At 39.2% G+C, this 17,014-nt stretch carries 16 protein-coding genes, 1 tRNA gene, 2 pseudogenes and 1 riboswitch; of the genes and pseudogenes, 2 read left to right on the top strand and 17 right to left on the bottom strand.

The genetic code is table 11. The annotated features are described in order from the left end of the window. Positions 1 to 227: 227 nt before the first annotated feature. The 4 genes from NKF87_RS03445 to NKF87_RS03430 form a co-directional block, all read right to left on the bottom strand. Entirely contained in the window at positions 228 to 1,475 is a 1,248-nt protein-coding gene (locus NKF87_RS03445; protein WP_055282344.1) for a 6-phosphofructokinase, read from the bottom strand. Between the two features lie 194 nt (positions 1,476 to 1,669). Next, a complete protein-coding gene (locus NKF87_RS03440) occupies positions 1,670 to 2,242 on the bottom strand; it encodes a hypothetical protein (RefSeq protein ID WP_118309208.1) in 573 nt (190 codons plus the stop codon). Between the two features lie 23 nt (positions 2,243 to 2,265). Then, a complete protein-coding gene (locus NKF87_RS03435; RefSeq protein WP_118378025.1) occupies positions 2,266 to 3,471 on the bottom strand; it encodes a sirohydrochlorin cobaltochelatase in 1,206 nt (401 codons plus the stop codon). A 208-nt stretch (positions 3,472 to 3,679) separates the two neighbouring features. Next, positions 3,680 to 3,853: riboswitch (cobalamin riboswitch) on the bottom strand. 205 nt (positions 3,854 to 4,058) lie between these two features. Beyond that, a tRNA-Arg gene (locus NKF87_RS03430) sits at positions 4,059 to 4,132 on the bottom strand. Positions 4,133 to 4,345: 213 nt separating this feature from the next. Here NKF87_RS03430 and NKF87_RS03425 point away from each other — a divergent pair. Continuing rightward, positions 4,346 to 5,200, top strand: coding sequence for a pyridoxamine kinase (locus tag NKF87_RS03425; RefSeq protein WP_253584310.1), 855 nt, complete (start codon positions 4,346 to 4,348; stop codon positions 5,198 to 5,200). Between the two features lie 105 nt (positions 5,201 to 5,305). Here NKF87_RS03425 and NKF87_RS14240 read toward each other — a convergent pair whose 3' ends face one another. The 6 genes and pseudogenes from NKF87_RS14240 to NKF87_RS03395 form a co-directional block, all read right to left on the bottom strand. Further along, positions 5,306 to 5,530, bottom strand: a complete 225-nt coding sequence (locus NKF87_RS14240; RefSeq protein WP_301291890.1) for a GH32 C-terminal domain-containing protein — start codon at positions 5,528 to 5,530, stop codon at positions 5,306 to 5,308. Between the two features lie 181 nt (positions 5,531 to 5,711). After that, positions 5,712 to 6,815, bottom strand: coding sequence for an IS200/IS605 family element RNA-guided endonuclease TnpB (gene tnpB / locus NKF87_RS03415; RefSeq protein WP_118310322.1), 1,104 nt, complete (start codon positions 6,813 to 6,815; stop codon positions 5,712 to 5,714). An 18-nt stretch (positions 6,816 to 6,833) separates the two neighbouring features. Continuing rightward, positions 6,834 to 7,134 (bottom strand): annotated as a pseudogene (locus NKF87_RS03410) (transposase). A 194-nt stretch (positions 7,135 to 7,328) separates the two neighbouring features. Then, positions 7,329 to 7,439, bottom strand: a pseudogene (locus NKF87_RS14590) (family 1 glycosylhydrolase); the annotation flags it as partial. A gap of 122 nt (positions 7,440 to 7,561) precedes the next feature. Beyond that, positions 7,562 to 9,268 (bottom strand): ABC transporter ATP-binding protein, encoded by a 1,707-nt coding sequence (locus tag NKF87_RS03400; RefSeq protein ID WP_118378022.1) that lies wholly within the window; start codon positions 9,266 to 9,268, stop codon positions 7,562 to 7,564. Further along, complete coding sequence (locus NKF87_RS03395) at positions 9,268 to 11,040, bottom strand: ABC transporter ATP-binding protein (RefSeq protein WP_118224205.1); 1,773 nt, start codon at positions 11,038 to 11,040, stop codon at positions 9,268 to 9,270. The genes NKF87_RS03400 and NKF87_RS03395 overlap by 1 nt, the downstream gene beginning before the upstream one ends. A 145-nt stretch (positions 11,041 to 11,185) precedes the next feature. On the opposite strand from NKF87_RS03395, the gene NKF87_RS03390 reads away from it, so the two are divergent. Further along, the gene (locus NKF87_RS03390; protein WP_253583970.1) at positions 11,186 to 12,028 is read left to right on the top strand and encodes a LysR family transcriptional regulator; all 843 of its coding nucleotides are present in this window, start codon (positions 11,186 to 11,188) and stop codon (positions 12,026 to 12,028) included. A 4-nt stretch (positions 12,029 to 12,032) separates the two neighbouring features. Here NKF87_RS03390 and NKF87_RS03385 read toward each other — a convergent pair whose 3' ends face one another. The 7 genes from NKF87_RS03385 to NKF87_RS03355 are packed head-to-tail and all read right to left on the bottom strand — an operon-like array spanning position 12,033 to position 16,849. After that, positions 12,033 to 12,407: a hypothetical protein gene (locus NKF87_RS03385; RefSeq protein WP_253583968.1), complete on the bottom strand. Its 375-nt coding sequence runs from the start codon at positions 12,405 to 12,407 to the stop codon at positions 12,033 to 12,035. Further along, positions 12,394 to 12,603, bottom strand: coding sequence for a hypothetical protein (locus tag NKF87_RS03380; protein WP_028086111.1), 210 nt, complete (start codon positions 12,601 to 12,603; stop codon positions 12,394 to 12,396). The genes NKF87_RS03385 and NKF87_RS03380 overlap by 14 nt, the downstream gene beginning before the upstream one ends. Further along, complete coding sequence (locus tag NKF87_RS03375) at positions 12,600 to 12,863, bottom strand: DUF2007 domain-containing protein (RefSeq protein ID WP_118378019.1); 264 nt, start codon at positions 12,861 to 12,863, stop codon at positions 12,600 to 12,602. Before NKF87_RS03375 ends, NKF87_RS03380 begins: the two co-directional genes overlap by 4 nt. A gap of 23 nt (positions 12,864 to 12,886) precedes the next feature. Further along, positions 12,887 to 13,555 carry an ABC transporter ATP-binding protein gene (locus NKF87_RS03370; RefSeq protein WP_118378018.1) on the bottom strand — a complete coding sequence of 223 codons (669 nt, stop codon included), beginning with the start codon at positions 13,553 to 13,555 and terminating at the stop codon, positions 12,887 to 12,889. Positions 13,556 to 13,564: 9 nt separating this feature from the next. Continuing rightward, the gene (locus NKF87_RS03365; protein ID WP_118378017.1) at positions 13,565 to 14,746 is read right to left on the bottom strand and encodes an FtsX-like permease family protein; all 1,182 of its coding nucleotides are present in this window, start codon (positions 14,744 to 14,746) and stop codon (positions 13,565 to 13,567) included. Further along, on the bottom strand, positions 14,680 to 15,786 hold the full coding sequence (locus NKF87_RS03360) for an ABC transporter permease (RefSeq protein WP_253583967.1): 1,107 nt from the start codon (positions 15,784 to 15,786) through the stop codon (positions 14,680 to 14,682). The genes NKF87_RS03365 and NKF87_RS03360 overlap by 67 nt, the downstream gene beginning before the upstream one ends. Before the next feature lie 10 nt (positions 15,787 to 15,796). Beyond that, on the bottom strand, positions 15,797 to 16,849 hold the full coding sequence (locus NKF87_RS03355) for a 6-bladed beta-propeller (RefSeq protein WP_253583966.1): 1,053 nt from the start codon (positions 16,847 to 16,849) through the stop codon (positions 15,797 to 15,799). Positions 16,850 to 17,014: the final 165 nt, after the last annotated feature.

Raw genomic sequence — 17,014 nt, 5'->3', positions numbered from 1 at the left:
GAACCCTCACACAGGTTATAGAATCTTTATAGATTGATTAACCGAATCTATCTTGAAAATATAGATTAAGCATATACTACCTGATTATTTTCAAAATTTCAAGACTTTTTTTACTTTTCATGCACTTTTTTATCGCAGAAGATCAGACGTCCCGATAAAAAAACGTCCTGACATGAGATATCCTCATGACAAGACGTTCTTTTATCTTCTCTCTGATTTTAAATGGATTATCTGTGGCTGAGTTCTTTCGGTGTATACAGATGTCTTGGAATTCCATCTACCATAACCGGTGATACATCTCCCTGGATCAACGGACGTACATATGAAATAAACTCATTTGTTACATAAGTGCCTTCTTTGTTTACCCAGCTTCTTGGAACCAGCTTCTCATCATTGGCAATCTTATGTACATCTTTCACTTCCGTTCCGCACTGATACGGATCATCGGACAGACGTTTTAAGACAACCATCTTTCCGGTATCTCCTTCGTCTGCTGCTTTTACTGCAGCTCCCCCAACCTGATACGCCTCCAGAATATCTACTCTTGAAGCCGCATGCGATGCTGCTCTCTGCAATGTACTTAATTCAATCGCACGTGTCTTACATCCGATCTCTCCTGCAATATAGCTTGCCAGATAAGATGCCGTTCCTGATAACTGTTTGTGTCCGAATGCATCCACAAAATCAATACTGTTGCCAAGTTCACATACATATGTACCATCTGCTGTACGGATTCCTTCTGATACCGCAACTACGATGGATGTCTTTTCCTGTAATAACTGCCTGATTTTTTCCCCGAATAACTGAAGATCAAACGGCAGCTCCGGCAGATAAATAAGATCCGGACCTTCACAATCCTCTCCCTGTGACAGTGCTGTGGAACCTGTCAGCCATCCTGCATTTCTTCCCATGATCTCTACAATAGATACTACGCCCTTTTCATATTCCAGGCAGAAGCTGTCACGGATAATCTCTTTCATTGATGTTCCGATATATTTTGCCGCACTTCCGTATCCCGGTGTATGATCTGTCAACGCAAGATCATTATCAATTGTCTTCGGACATCCTATGAACCGGATGGAATGTCCAAACACAATTGCATAATCCGATAACTTTTTAATCGTATCCATAGAATCATTTCCGCCGATATAAATAAATGCTTCAATATCCAGTTTATCCAGAATTTCAAAAATCTTATCATAAACTTCCCGGTTCTCATGTATCTCCGGAAGTTTATACCGGCAGGAACCTAAAAATGCAGCCGGTGTTCTCTTTAATAACTCTGCATCCAGCTCTGTCTTGATGTGATCTGACAGATCAATATATTTTTCCTTTAATAATCCCTGAATTCCATGAAGCATTCCGTACACTTTATTCGCTCCACGGTCTTTTGCTGTCCGGTATACACCGGCAAGACTCGCGTTGATCGCTGCAGTTGGTCCCCCAGATTGTCCTACTATTACATTTCCTTTCATTCGCTTGTTTCCTTCCTGTTTTTATTACATTTTGCTGTTGATTTAATATTAGTATATTTTAACATAAAAGTCTAGTAAATATTATATTTTTTATGCATTTTCACTATTTTAAATGAATAAAAAATCTCTTATCCTTCACATCTATACTTTATACAATAATATGAAAGACAAGAGATTTTATGATCAATTGATATTTATTCAGCTTTTACAGGATTGGAAACACTTACTTTATGATTGTACCACTTTCCTTTTGTTCCGATCAGTGCCAGATCAAATTCTTCGTCCAGTGCCGGCACCGGAACATCGAAACCATAGACTTCTTTCGGCTTACCATCTATACCTATTACAGCATTGCCATTTTCATCTGTTATGGTATCCGTCGTTGGCTGTAAAAGTTTCGCTCCTTTTTTCTTGGCATCTTTTATTGTACCAGGAAACAGATTTACAATATTTTTTGATACAAGACTGATATGAATCGTCATCTTTCCGTCTTTTACCGTCAATGTCCCCTTATCATCATATGCATCATTTACATGAAACATAGAACTGTCCGTTTTAAACTCTGCTGTATAGGTTCCATCTTCAATCGGAGCTTTTGTCTCTTCCTTTTCTGCTGCTTTCTCTTTTTTCGCATCAGACTTCTGCTGTTCTGTCTTTTTGCTCTCTGACCTAGATGTCTTACTGTCATCTTTACTGCCGCATCCTGTAAATACAGACACGGTCATCACTACCGCTAATGCAAGCGTCATCAGTCTTTTTCTTAACATTGTTCTCTCCCTTTAATATTTTTTTACTGTGCATCCATGGCTGCTTTTGTATGAGCTGCATATAACTGCTGGATTGCATCGATTTCTCCAAGACCTGCGATCTGTGTCTTCACACTGTCAAAGTTCTTAGATGCCTCGAACTGGCTCAGCCATGAATCATCATCATCTCCGGCCATGTCATTGTTCGCATGATCACCTGCCACAACCATCAGTGGACGAAGAATGACATTCTTATATCCGGCATCTTTTACTTTTGCGATAACAGATTCACACGAAGTTTCCTCCGGTTCTCCTTCTACTGTTCCGATAAATACATTCTTATATCCCAGTGTTTCCATCTGTGTCTGCATCTGAGAATAGCTGATCTTTGCTTCATCTGATGTTCCGTGTCCCATGAATACAAATGCTGTACTGTCTGCTGCGGCCGCATCAAGGCTGTCATATTCTGCTGTCTTAACAGCTTCTGCTGTAATTGCTTCTGCTACTGCTGCTTTATCTGCATTGATCACTGTCGCATCCGATCCGACTTCTCCGAGAAGCGGTTCTGCGATCTTGACAGATTCAAATTTATCTTTGTAACTCTCCACTGCTTCTGTTAACTCTTTATATTCTGCACCATGCATTAAGTGTGTTGGCTGTATAACCAGTTGCTTGACACCGTTTTTTACGGCACGCTCTAAAGCCTGATCCACATTATCAATCTTCTCGCCATCTCTCGCCTGTACATGGTTAATGATGATCTGAGCTGTAAATGCTCTTCTTACAGACCAGTCCGGATTTGCTGCCTGAAGTGCTTTCTCTACTCCACCGATATCAGCTGCGCGGCTCGCATTAAAAGAAGTACCGAAACTTACTACCAGAAGTTCCTTCTCTCCGATATCATCTCCATTTAACGGGTCATCCTGGGAAGCATCTCCTGTATCTCTTCCGAAGTAATCCGGATCTGCATTGTCTCCTTCTACCAGTTCTTTCTGCGCATCTGTCAATTTATCCCACGCTTCTTTTGCTGCTTTACACTGTTCATCCGTCTTGTCTGTTCTTTCCTGAACGTAGATCGCATCAATCTTTTTTGCAACTGCATCTGCTGCTTTCTGATCTTCCTTTTTTGAAGAAGTCTCTGTCTTCTTGTTACTGCTGCTGTCGGAGCTGTCTGATTTTGCTCCACATCCGCCAAATGCCGCTACACACATAGCTGCTGATAATAATACTACTACCAGTTTCTTTTTCATTTCTTTCTACCTCCTGTTTTTTGATTGTCAATACATGAGATACAAGATCTCTGCCACCGGCGGTTCCTTCCGGACACATAATATCAAAAAAAGCCTCCGCCAGGAAACGAAGACAACGAAAATAAAACTGTATTACATAATATCTACATATCACATACAGTTCTGTGACTTATTTCGTACTGCCAATTCCTCGTGGCCTGAACTTTTACGTTCCTGTACTGCGAAAGGCAGGTCTCCCGGCTTATTGCTCTGGCGCTTCAGCTCCCTTCCCGGTCATCCCAGTGGGTATGCAGCTTCCGCTCGCAAAATACGGTGACGAGTTCGTACAGGATTCTCACCTGTTTCCCTTTTCACCAGTCAGATCATTCTTTCTATAAAATAATTCCCATAAATTATCCTTGATATCCTGACTGACACCTCACACAATCATGATTTAATTTACCTTGTAACCTTACCACAGTTGCCCAATCTGTGTCAATACTGCCCGGTCTACCGTGTACGAAACCATATATAAAAAATATGACTCACCGGACATGTAACAACAAAAAACCCTCGTCTGACTTTATATCAAACAAGGGTTTCTCCTACGTGCGCGAGAAGATTCGAACTCCCGACCTTCTGGTCCGTAGCCAGACGCTCTATCCAGCTGAGCTACGCGCACATATTCATTTTATTGTTTCCGAAGCTTTTGTACCTCAGCAACGAAATTAAGTATAGCGCAATGTGTTCCATCTGTCAACAACTTTTTCAAACTTTTTTATTATTTTTTACCCGGAAGATTTCTTTCTTCTTTTGTTAAGGCAAAAAAACCCAACTATGATATAATCAATACATGTTTGTAAATATATTAGGAAACGAGGATTTCTTTATGACAATGACAAAAAAAGTTGCTGTAATCAATGATCTGTCCGGTCTTGGACGATGCTCCCTGACTGCCGCCATCTCTGTATTATCTGCGATGGGCATCCAGACCTGTCCGCTCCCGACAGCCATCTTAAGTTCTCAAACAGAATATCCAAGCTACTACTGCTATGATTTTACCGATAAGATGGATTATTTCCGTCAGGAATGGAAGAAACTCGGCACTTGCTTTTCTGGAATCTACACCGGTTACATTGCCAGTGTACCTCAGATTGAAGAGATTTTTCATTTTCTGGATACGTTCCAGACACCAGATACTTTTCTTCTGGTTGATCCTGTAATGGGTGATGACGGCATGACCTATGATATGTATACTTCCGAATTTCTGTCTGCCATGAAGGAACTGACCGCACGTGCAGATGTTATCACTCCAAATATTACAGAGTTCTGTCTGCTGACAGATATGGATTACAATACCCTGCAGAACTCCTCTTTGTCCCTGCATCAGCTCATTTCATGCCTCAAAGATGCAAGCCATACATTATTAACAGCAGAACGTGCGAAAAAGATCCTTATCACAGGAATTCGCTTTACTACAGATGATGGAATCCCTAAGATTGGGAATCTCCTGTTAGACGGCTCTTCGCATTTTCTGTCGGCATTTCCCTGCTGCGATGGAAGCTATTCCGGTACCGGCGATCTCTTTGCCTCCTGTATCACAGGTGGACTTGCCCGCGGAACTTCCCTTACAGAAATGATGCAGACTGCCGGATCTTTTCTCGAAAAAGCATTAGCCGATTCCGTAAAAGAACATGTCCCTGTAAACGAAGGAGTTAACTTCGAAAAGTATTTATATCTCTTACATTAAGAAAAATCACCATATATCCCGATAAAATTTCTCTACTGAAATTTTTTCTTTTGATATATGGTGATTTTCTTTCTATAATGATTCGTATCTTAAATTCATATTTCGTTACATAATTTCTGACAATCTAATCTGTGCTTCCACAGCTTCTGCCAGTAATTTATGATTTTCCGGATAATATCTTGTCGAAAATACATACTCTCCATTATTCACAAATACTTCTACCGATGATCTATCAGCCAGAATCTTCAGATCCTTCACTTCATCCACTTCCACATAACGCATGCTTCGTCCTGCAGATACAGAAGTCTTGTCCTGACTTATAAAATGCATCCGGAATCTTCCGTCTGCATAATCCAGGATCAGTTCATTCGACAGGATGACTTTAAAATGGTTTTCTGCAATAGTGAACTACCCATTGTCTAAAGCCAATGGGCTTCCTGCTTCGCAGACCTCGTAACCTACTATCTCCACAGGCGTTAATTCGGGCAGTCCCTGCCCTATATTGTTATTTTTATGCTATTTGTCTTAATCCTTCTTCCAGTATATTTTTTGCTGCGTTGATATCCCTGTCATGATTTGTTCCACAGACAGGACATGTCCATTCCCTTACTGATAGATTTTTTGTCTCTGTATTTTGGTATCCACAGACTGAACACAGCTGACTACTGGCATAGAATGTGTCTATTTTGACATATTTCCTGCCATTCCACTTTGCCTTATATTCTAACTGTCTTGTCAGCTCATACCATGATACATCACTTATAGACTTTGACAAACGGTGATTTTTTACCATGTTTTTTATCTGCAAATCTTCCGAAACTATCACTTGGTTTTCGCTGATAATCTCATGGGACATCTTGTGCAGATAATCTTTTCTGGTATTTGTTATTTTTTCATGGCATATTGCTATCTTTTTCTTTGTTTTGTAGTAATTTTGACTTCTTTTCTCTTTATGGGCTAACTGCCTTTGCAGTTTCACCAGTTTCTTTTCGTATTTTCTGATGATTTTTGGATTTTCGTATTTCTTTCCAGCAGAAGTAATACATAACTCCTTAATACCTAAATCTATTCCTGTATTTTGTTTTATATGTGGCAGTTCCACGTGTTCTGTTTCCACTAAAATTGATACATAATACTTTCCACTCGGAACTTGTGATATCGTTGCCGATTTTATCTGTCCGATAAAATTTCTATGCAGTTTTGCTTTTATTCCTTTTAATTTAGGCAGTTTTACTCTATTGCACCCGAAATCTACTGTTATATTGCCGTTCGTAAAATTTGTTGTATATGACTTATGATTATTGTGTTTACTCTTAAACTTCGGATAACCTGCGTGTTCCTTGAAAAACTTCTGGTATGCAGCATCCATGTTGTAAATCGCATTTGTCAGAGCAAATTTATCCACTTCTTTCAGCCATTCATACTCTTTCTTTAATTGTCTATTGCAGTAATTGTTACAGTCGGTTTTACTAACTGTTTTTTTCTCTTTCTCATATACTTCTTTCCGGTATGCCAGTGTCTGATTATATACAAAACGGCAACAGCCAAATGTTTTTGCAATCTGTATTTTCTGCTCATTATTTGGATATATTCTATATTTATATGCCTTTAACATCCACTGTCACCTTCTTTCTCAACCTTGATTTTCTATATATCTCTTCAGCATTTCTTCCGATACATTTCCTACACTACAGGCAAAATATCCATCTTTCCAAAAGGTATGTTCTTTCCAGAATTGTTTTCGTAAATATTGGGGATATCTTTTCCATATATCTTATTATCACACTGTGTCTCTGACATATCTCATACGAAAACTGTTTTATATCATCTGATATCTGCCTCGAAACCGGTAATTTCTTCCTATATTTACAGACAAAAATAATGTGATATTGTAATAGGTATTTGTGTCTGTTTTTAGATTTCCATGTCCCCATGCCATGAGTATACAATAATTTCTGATTTTTGGCTACCTTAACCCACCGTCTAAAGCCAGTGGGATTGCGGTAGCCTTATTTCAAAGTTATCCATCAGTGACCGCTGGAAGTACAATCGCTGTTTTTGGAAATCCTTCATAGCGGCTTACTGTTTCCGACCTTCCGTCTTCTCCCATCCACACACAATATCCATTATATATATTCTGTCCATATACATCGATCGGTTTTCCGTCTTCTTTCACGGCACCTTCTATCTGATATGCACTTGTTGCTGCTCCCCATACAAAATCTTTTCTAAAACCCATGCTTATTCTCCCTGTTTTCATTACACTGTAATTGTATTATACCGCAAAAATTCATACTGTGCATTATAAGTGAGGCCGGAGATTTCAAAAACCTCCGGCCTCACTTATGTTACATTGATATATTAACTTTCAAACTGGCTGTGATACAGTTTATGGTAAAATTCACCTTTTTTCAGCAGTTCTTCATGATTGCCCTGCTCGATGATCTTACCGTCTTTCATAACTAAGATTAACGAAGCATTCCGTATCGTGGAAAGTCTGTGTGCCACGATAAAGCTTGTTCTGCCTTTCATCAGTTTATCAAATGCTTCCTGTACCTGCAGTTCGGTACGGGTATCAATACTTGATGTCGCCTCGTCTAAGATCAGCATCGGCGGCAGACAGAGCATGACTCTTGTGATACACAGAAGCTGTTTCTGTCCCTGGCTGATGCTGTCTTCATGGAGCACCGTGTCCAGCCCTTTCGGAAGTCTGCGGATGAATTCCCAGCTTCTTGCTTCTTTCGCCGCACAGATAATCTCTTCATCAGTTGCATCCGGCTTTCCAAAACAGATGTTGTCTCTCACGGTTCCGCTCTTGATCCAGGTATCCTGCAGTACCATGCCAAAGCTGCTTCTGAGCGCATGTCTGGATACTTCCCGGATGTCTTTTCCATCCACCAGGATTTTTCCTTCATCTACGTCATAGAAACGCATCAGCAGATTAATAAATGTCGTCTTACCGCATCCGGTCGGACCAACGATTGCGATACGCATACCTGGTTTTACATCCAGATTGAAATTCTTAATCAGTTCTTTTTCTTTATCATAACTGAATGCCACATCACCAATTGTAACATTGCCATCGACTGTAGCAAATACTCCTTCTGCATCCGGTGTCTCTTCTTTCTGCTCCAACAGGTCAAAGATACGGTCCGCACATGCCAGCGCATTCTGCATCTCTGTAATTACCGAACTGATATCATTAAACGGCTTCATATACTGGTTCGCATAGGATAACAGTACAGAAAGTCCTCCAACCGTCAGCGTTCCGCCCGGTATCAGAAAAGCTCCGAGTAGTGCTACTCCGGCGTAAATGATATTGTTGACAAATCGTGTAGATGGGTTCGTTAAACTGCTGTAAAATACCGCTTTCTGGCTGTATGTCTGCAGTTCTTTATTGATCTCATCAAATCTTCTGGATGATTCTTTCTCGTAACCGAATGCTTTGACTACCTTCTGTCCGCCGATCATTTCTTCGATCAGTGCAGTCTGGCGTCCTCGGGTCTCGCTCTGCTTCCGGAACATCGTATAAGATCTGGAAGAAATGAATTTCGCTACTACGAAACTAAATGGTGTCAGAACGATCACTAAAAGCGTTACCCACACATTCTTGGAGAACATGAAGATCAGCGTCACAACGATCGTCACAATTCCGGAAAACAGCTGTGTAAATCCAAGCAGCAAACCATCGGATAAGATATCTGTATCTGCAATGACACGGCTTACGATATCTCCGGTACTATGCTGATCCAGATAAGATAACGGCAATACCTGGATGTGGCGGATCGCCTGTGAACGGATATCCTGTACGATCCGGTAAGTCATACGGTTGTTCAACAGATTCATGAACCAGGTAGCAAGTGCCGATATCACGATGAATACCAGAATCTGTCTCAGATAATACCACATCATATCAAAGTTCACCTGATGTGCTGCTACCACTTCATCGATCGCATCTCCGAATAAGACCGGCACATACAACTGCAATACTACAGAGATCGCAGCAAAGATGACACTGAATCCAAGGAAAATCTTATATTTCCCTATGAGCTTTAATAATTTCTTCATTACTCTGCCGCTCCTTTCTCTGTCTTCTCAGAAGTCTTCATTACAACCGGACGTTCTTCCGGGAACTGTGAATAATAGATTTCCTGATAGGTCTCACAAGTTTCCATCAGTTCTTCGTGTGTTCCCTGTCCTGCCAGTTCACCGTCGTCCATAACTAGGATCTTGTCCGCCTGCCGGATGCCGGAAATTCTCTGGGATACCAGGAATGTTGTCACATTGCCTTCCAGTTCACCGATTGCTTTACGAAGCGCTGCGTCTGTCGCAAAATCCAGTGCACTTAAACTGTCATCCAGTATCAGGATATCCGGCTTGCTGACCAGTGCACGCGCGATCGTAAGACGCTGTTTCTGTCCTCCGGACAGGTTGCGTCCGTTCTGTTCCACTTCAAAATCAAGCTTTCCAGGCTTAGCTTCTACAACATCTTTTGCCTGAGCGATTGTGATCGCTTTCCACAGATCTTCATCTGAAGCCTGATCATTGCCCCACTTTAGATTATCACGGATACTTCCTTTGAACAGGATAGAACGCTGCTGAACCACGCCTATCTCACTGCAAAGTTCTCCCTGCGGATAATCCTTTGCATTGACGCCATTTACCTTTACTATACCTTCCTGTGGATCATAGAATCTCGGAATCAGGCTGACCAGTGTACTCTTACCACTTCCGGTTCCGCCGATGATTCCAATCGTCTGTCCTTTCTTCGCCCGGAAGGTGATGTCTGATAAGCTGGATGCTCCGGCACCTTCGTATGTGAAGGTGACGTGGTTGAACTCAACTGCCATATTATCATCAACTTTATCATTTCCAGCCACTGCTTTGTATTCCATACTGGACTTCACATCCAGGATACCAGCCACACGGTCTGCACACGCCATTGATTTATTCAACGTAATGATCAGAGAGGCTAATTTGATCAGCTCTACAATAATCTGTGCCATATAGTTATACAGTGCTACCACCTGCCCCTGTTGCAGATTCCCGATATTCACCTGCACTCCGGCACGTGCGATCAGTAACACAGTTGCCACGTTGATCAGTACATACGTAAGTGGATTCAGAAGAGCGGAAATTCTTCCTACGAATTCATTCAGTCTCGTAAGCTCACGGTTTCCTTCTTCGAATTCCTCCACCGACTGTTCTTCCCTGCAGAACGCACGGATGACACGGACACCTGTCAGATTCTCTCTTGTAAGTCCTGTCACACGGTCCAGTCCTGCCTGTACTTTCTTGAACAGCGGAATACTGATCAGCATAATGGAAAATACAACTACAAACAGGATCGGCACTGTTACGACAAAGATCAGTGCACAACGCACATTGATGGTAAATGCCATCACCATCGCACCGATCACGACAAACGGGCTTCTCAGCAACAGACGCAGTCCCATATTAATTCCATTCTGCACCTGGTTCACATCGTCTGTCAGTCTTGTGATCAGCGTATCCGTTCCGAGCGTATCCAGTTCTGTAAATGACAGTCTCTGGATATGATCGAACATTGCCTGTCTGACACTGGTCGCAAATCCGACACTTGCCTTTGCAGCAAAGAACTGTGCGGTAAAGCTGCACAACAGTCCGACTGCTGCCATAAGCAGTAATACGAAGAACATTTCCACAATATATCCACGGTCATTCTTCGCAACGCCCACATCAATGATCTGAGCTACCACAACCGGAACCATAAGATCGAATACCACTTCCAGCAATTTAAAAAGCGGTGCCAGGATACTTTCCCTGCGGTATGGTCTCAGAAATTTCTCAAGACGCTTCATTTCTTTCACTCCATTCCTTTATTTTCTTGTCTCTTCTTATTATTAATGTCCTTGACTGTTTTATTATAGTCCGTTATCATTGATATGAATAATATTGTTTTTATAGCTTTGCAATACAAAAAATATATAAGGAAGGTGATTCAACATGGAACTCAGACAGTTAGAATATTTCCGCGAGATTGCATCCACCGGCAGCATTAACGAAGCTGCAAGACACTTAAATATGTCCCAGCCGCCGCTCAGCTATCAGATCCGCCAGCTGGAAAATGAATTAAATGTAAAACTTTTCGACCGCACCAGCAAGGGTGTTACCCTGACTGAAGCCGGCAAGCTTCTCTACGACCGCTCCGGTAACCTGCTGGAATACGCAAGGTCTACCGAACTGGAAGTCTCAAAAACCGGCAAAAAACGTATCTTACGTATCGGCCTGACTCCGACAACGGTAGATACCATCATGCCTTATATTTCCCAGTTTTCGAAAAAAAATCCCGACGTGAACTTTGAAGTCCACGACGGAATCACTTATTCGCTTTATCAGTATCTTCTGGACGGGATCATCGATATCTCCGTTGCCAGAACACCACTGCGTCTTGACGAGGTGTCTTATATGGAATTGTGTTCTGAGCCGATGATCGCGGTATCTGCGCCAGAAAATACTGCCCCTTCCTTAAAACTCGCTGATCTTCTACACAGACCATTAATCTTATACCGAAGATACGAAGAACTCATCATGAATACCTTTCATGCCCAGAATATGAATCCGGACATCTTCTGTGTCTGCGACGATCCGAGAGGTGCAATGCTCTGGGCAAAGGAAAATCTTGCGACTGCCATCTTTCCACAGTCCATGGCAAGCTTGTGTGACGGACTTTGTATACAAGAATTGGATGAGCCGGATCTTGTAACCAAGATTCTTCTGATCTGGGCGAAAGGAAAGAAACCAGTGCCGCTGGTGCAGGAATTTCTGGATGTGTGTGGAGAGCGTTAGCACATTAGAGCTTACGGCTCACCCACCATATTCCAACCACAATATATGCCGCCATCACTCCTAATATGGCAGATGCTGCAGCCAGTTGATTCATATTTTCCAAAGCAACTACTAACAGCAGAAGTACAATTTCGCCGCACCAATAGGACCAGATACATTTCCTTTTTCCGTAATCAGTAATCCAGGTTTTGGAATCCACGATCCAGAGTAAATTGATGAATATTCCAAAACCAATAGATACAATTAGTGACGTAACCGCTTCTGCTGACATATTTGTCATTCCATTTTTTACAAACGCAATACATAACACCAGCAAATCATATAGTAATAGCAATATAGCATTTCTTTTTAACGCTTTCATTTTTTTATGAATGTTCACTTTTTCTCCTCCTCGTTATCCTAAAAATAATCCTGGATATTACAAAGACTGTCACTAGGCCTATATACACTCTAACTATCAGGAGTAAATCCTGTTGTATCTCAGGATACTTATTTCCTAACCACATTACAATGAAAAGCAACATCATTCCCCAAGAAACTAATGCGATTCCTACTATATTATCTAATTTTTTCATACGTTCACCTGTTTACTATATTGCCTTAACGCTTCTGTTGCTTTTTGGTAATCCTTATTTCCCACAAAAATATAATACTTTTTTCCTTCATTTTCTCTAAATCCAAAATCTCCTGATCCTGTTATAAATAGCAATGTTACAAATTTAAACATATTATTTTTGTTTCTAACATCTATCCGATATGTTATTTTTTGTGATGATAAAATTGTTTTTATGTTTTCGCATTCCACAGGATTGCTCGTTTTTGCCAGTAATTTCATTTTGTCATCATTCCCTTTCTTTACTATTCATGCTCTTCTATTTTCCCATCCTTAATATAAATGATTCTTGTCCCATATTTCGCCAGTGACAAATCATGCGTCACCATTATAATTGTCATTCCTTCCTTATTCAGACGAGATAAAATCTCCATAACCATTCTAGAATTGTCACTATCCAGATTTCCAGTCGGTTCATCCGCCAAGAGAATCTGCGGTCTATTGGAAATTGCACGCATAATAGAAACTCTCTGTTGTTCTCCACCAGACAACTGCGCCGGATACTTTTTTTCTAAACCTTTCATATGGAATTCATCCAATAATTCCTGTGCTCTTGCAGTTCTATTCTTTTTAGACATTCCTGCATATCCAAGTGGGACAGCAATATTTTCCAAAACATTCATTTCCTGAACTAAATGATACGCCTGAAAAACAAATCCAATTTTCCGGTTTCTGATTTCTGCCATTTTTTTATCATTCAAATTTTTAATAGATATCCCATCCAATGTGTATTCCCCTTCGGTTGCATAATCTAATACCCCCACAATATTTAACAATGTTGATTTTCCACTTCCTGAGCTCCCATAAATACAAACAAATTCTCCCGGATGAATCATCAAATCTACACCTTTCAACACATTGGTTTCTATATTTTTTCCATAATATGTTTTTTTTATATCTTTTAGTACAATCATTTTCTTTTTCTAATCCCCATTTAAAAGCTCAATCACTTTTCTTTGTTTTATTTTTATATAACTCTTTCCAGACACAATAATAGTTATTAACAAATAAACACTTATACTTGCAATGAATGACACGATACTCCCTTCTACTTTTATATAACCGATCATAATTCCCATATCAACAAAGTATGTAACTATGTAGCCAATACCTATTCCTATGAACATTCCTATCCCATTCAATAAAGCAACCTCTGCAAACATTTCATAAAATACCGTCCTATAATCCGCTCCACACGCAAGACTAATCCCGTATGCTTTTTTTCTATGGTTAAATAATAATTCGAAAATTGATATCATCCCTCCCAAAAAAGCTATTAAAAATAAAATACCAGCCTGCATGATTACCCGTATCGATTGCTTCACTTTATATCCATTATTCTTTAAGTCTATTTCCGGAGAATAGATACGGTAAGAATATACTTCTCCATGCATTTTATTTAAATACTCTTCTATATTCTTTAACATCTGATCTTTATTTTCTAATTCCTTAGAATTCCATTCCATATGAATGTATGCCGGTTCTATTTTTTGTTCTATCTGTTCCATATATTCAACAGGAACAATTACACAATTCTTCAGTTCTATATTCTCCACTTCTGTCTTCCATGATTGCTCATTTATCCGTGTCGGCATTTTCCTTGGAACCATTTCAGAAATCGTAAATATATCTTCGATACTTTCTTTATTGCTTCCCCAATAGCAATAGCCTTTCTTTAATCCTAATTTATCATAATCCGCTAAAATCATTGTAAACTCATAATTTTTATCATTTGCTACGTAAAATTCTGGTAAGGCAATATAGAAAAAGGTTTTCCCACTCGATATTTTCTGTATCTTTTCATAATCTTGAATCGTCAACGCTACTGTCTCTGATAACATTTTTTCATTAAATCCAGATATCTCAAGACATAAATCTCGACTTTGGTTTGCTCTTCTTCTTTCTTCCTTTACTAGTGAAGAATACATATTCATTGCATATACCAACACACTCATTCCTAATATCATCTCAATAATCATCAATATTGAGATCCATTTATTCCATTTTAACCGTTGCCATGCTCTTCTTATAATATAGCTCACTCTGTCTCCTTCATTTTCAACATTAATGCAATTGGATATAGCTTTATTTTCTTTATCGAACATCTTGCTAATATTCCACAGGTTAACAACGATATCGTAATCATTTCCGCAATAATCACTCCATCCACCACGATAACATTATCTAATTGAAGCATTCTGGCCAGTGGATTCATCGTAACAATTACTAACAGCACTGCAATTCCTGTAATCCAAAAAGTTTCCAAAAGTGCCTCTATCCGCATCTCTTTCCTGGAAGCTCCCAGTGCCAATTTGATTCCTACCGTTCCCTGCTCTTCGTCCCTCTTTTCTATAAGTACGATAGATTCATTTAATGCAAAAAAAGTGAGTGCAACCATTGCAATAAGTCCCCGGACAATTCTCCATTGTTTTTTTGTTGTCAATGCATTTTTATATAATTCCATTCCTGTAGTTGTTGATATAAGCTCCGATTTCGGATCATTTTTTTCAATGATCTTTGTTCCCTTATCTGCAATTTTTTCTAAATTATTACTTTCTCCCCAAAAAGTTCCTGTAAATTGTATCTTTTCTTTGTTCTGATATATATCCTTCATTGTCTGATACGGGATTACAATTCCCGAATATATGCTGCTGTTCAATATACCTACAATCTTACACTTTTTATCTCGGATTAAAATACCATCTCCAACTTTATAAGAATATGTTTTAGCACATTGACCATCAACCAAGCATACTGCTGCACCAGTCTTCATTTCCCTTTTATTGAACATCCTTCCATTAATATCAGGCATTGGATAAGCATATTTTTCATCTATTCCTATTATAGAAACATATTTATCCCCCCATTGTTTAAAATTCTCTTCTTTATATGCTTTTATCGAATACTCCATTCCTTCTGGAAAAAGAATATCAAATTTTTCACTAAACCAATCAATCTGCACCGAACTATTCATTTTTTTAAATGTCGTAAAATAGAACACTCTGTCTACCGATCTTATATTAGCCAAACAGAATGCTGGAAGCAAAAGACCTACATAAAACGAAAGAATATATAAGAAGTATCTTTTCTTTTGGTATTTGATTTTTATCCAGGTTTGATACCCTATATATAAGTACCGTTTCATACATTTCCCCTTACTTTTTATAAATTCGGTATATTTTTTTTGCTTTCGGCATAACTATAAAGTACTCTCCCTGATTGTTTTCATCTATTTGCGGATTTTCTTCATTTTCCAGTCCTGAAATGATTGCAAGAGTTTCCTTATACTCCCCATTCCATCCCAATGAATATACCGATGCTCCCGATCCAGAAATACATATTATTTTCTTGTCTTCAATCAGAAAATCAGTTATCCCAAATCCATATGGTAATTCAGATACCTTTTTTAACTTGTTCCCACTAACAGACAAAAGCCACTCAGGTGCTGTGGTGACCGCTCCAAAGCTATCATTTTTCTTATCATAAAACCGTACCATGGAATTTATTCCATATATTTCTGATTGATAACTTGCAATTGATCCGATAAAATTTGCTCCTATTTCTTCTTCATCTCCATTGCTATATTTATCTATTACCGCCTCTTTTAATGACATTCCCGTAACGTATATTCCCTCTTCGTTTACTGCCATTTTTTGTGGAACATAATCTGGATCATTTATTTTTTTGTTTATCAAATCTACTTTATCTACATAATTTAACTGCTCATCAAATATCTGAACTCTATTATTTCCTTGATCAAGAACATATATTTCATGATTATATTCTTTAATTGCACCTGGAGATAAAAACTCCCCTTCTCCATTACCAGTCTTTCCAATTTTTTTAATTAGATTTCCAGAATAATCCATTTGTATAATAGCATCACTTGCTTTATCCGAAATCATTATCGAATCTTCCAGGCATATGATTCCATTTGGTTCATCCACATTTTCCAATTCTTCTACACTGTATCCCGCGTCGATATCTTCAAGAGACGCTAAATCGAATGTTTTATTACTTATTTCCTTAGCATTCTCCGCATAAATGGGTAATACATCACTTTTAGAATTAAGCATAATATTATAATTTTCACTCGTTTTGTGTTGACATCCACTCAAACAGCAAAACAAACTCCCGATAATAGCGGTAATAAATATTCTCCTTTTCACAATTCCCACCTCTTCTTTGCCAAAAATAATTTCTACCATGAAACTATAATTGTCCATTTTCTCAATTCAGTAAAATTGTATGATTCCTTTTTCCAAATACCCCAAAACAACTCGATTTACTTACCCTTACTATACCCAATAAATCTTATCCTGCTTCTTAACAAATCTGAATAATTCTTAATTTCTAACAGGCGGTTTTCGCAG

Source organism: Dorea longicatena (assembly GCF_024168045.1).
Classification (GTDB): Bacteria; Bacillota; Clostridia; order Lachnospirales; family Lachnospiraceae; genus Dorea_A.
Note: the sequence above shows the minus strand (reverse complement) of the source record. Positions and strands in the feature narration are given on the sequence as shown.

Coding starts and splice junctions, on each gene's coding strand:
- NKF87_RS03445 (WP_055282344.1), bottom strand. CDS start 1,475: ATGAAAGGAAATGTAATAGTAGGACAATCTGGGGGACCAACTGCAGCG.
- NKF87_RS03440 (WP_118309208.1), bottom strand. CDS start 2,242: ATGTTAAGAAAAAGACTGATGACGCTTGCATTAGCGGTAGTGATGACC.
- NKF87_RS03435 (WP_118378025.1), bottom strand. CDS start 3,471: ATGAAAAAGAAACTGGTAGTAGTATTATTATCAGCAGCTATGTGTGTA.
- NKF87_RS03425 (WP_253584310.1), top strand. CDS start 4,346: ATGACAAAAAAAGTTGCTGTAATCAATGATCTGTCCGGTCTTGGACGA.
- NKF87_RS14240 (WP_301291890.1), bottom strand. CDS start 5,530: ATGCATTTTATAAGTCAGGACAAGACTTCTGTATCTGCAGGACGAAGC.
- tnpB (WP_118310322.1), bottom strand. CDS start 6,815: ATGTTAAAGGCATATAAATATAGAATATATCCAAATAATGAGCAGAAA.
- NKF87_RS03400 (WP_118378022.1), bottom strand. CDS start 9,268: ATGAAGAAATTATTAAAGCTCATAGGGAAATATAAGATTTTCCTTGGA.
- NKF87_RS03395 (WP_118224205.1), bottom strand. CDS start 11,040: ATGAAGCGTCTTGAGAAATTTCTGAGACCATACCGCAGGGAAAGTATC.
- NKF87_RS03390 (WP_253583970.1), top strand. CDS start 11,186: ATGGAACTCAGACAGTTAGAATATTTCCGCGAGATTGCATCCACCGGC.
- NKF87_RS03380 (WP_028086111.1), bottom strand. CDS start 12,603: ATGAAAAAATTAGATAATATAGTAGGAATCGCATTAGTTTCTTGGGGA.
- NKF87_RS03375 (WP_118378019.1), bottom strand. CDS start 12,863: ATGAAATTACTGGCAAAAACGAGCAATCCTGTGGAATGCGAAAACATA.
- NKF87_RS03370 (WP_118378018.1), bottom strand. CDS start 13,555: ATGATTGTACTAAAAGATATAAAAAAAACATATTATGGAAAAAATATA.
- NKF87_RS03365 (WP_118378017.1), bottom strand. CDS start 14,746: ATGTTCGATAAAGAAAATAAAGCTATATCCAATTGCATTAATGTTGAA.
- NKF87_RS03360 (WP_253583967.1), bottom strand. CDS start 15,786: ATGAAACGGTACTTATATATAGGGTATCAAACCTGGATAAAAATCAAA.
- NKF87_RS03355 (WP_253583966.1), bottom strand. CDS start 16,849: ATGGTAGAAATTATTTTTGGCAAAGAAGAGGTGGGAATTGTGAAAAGG.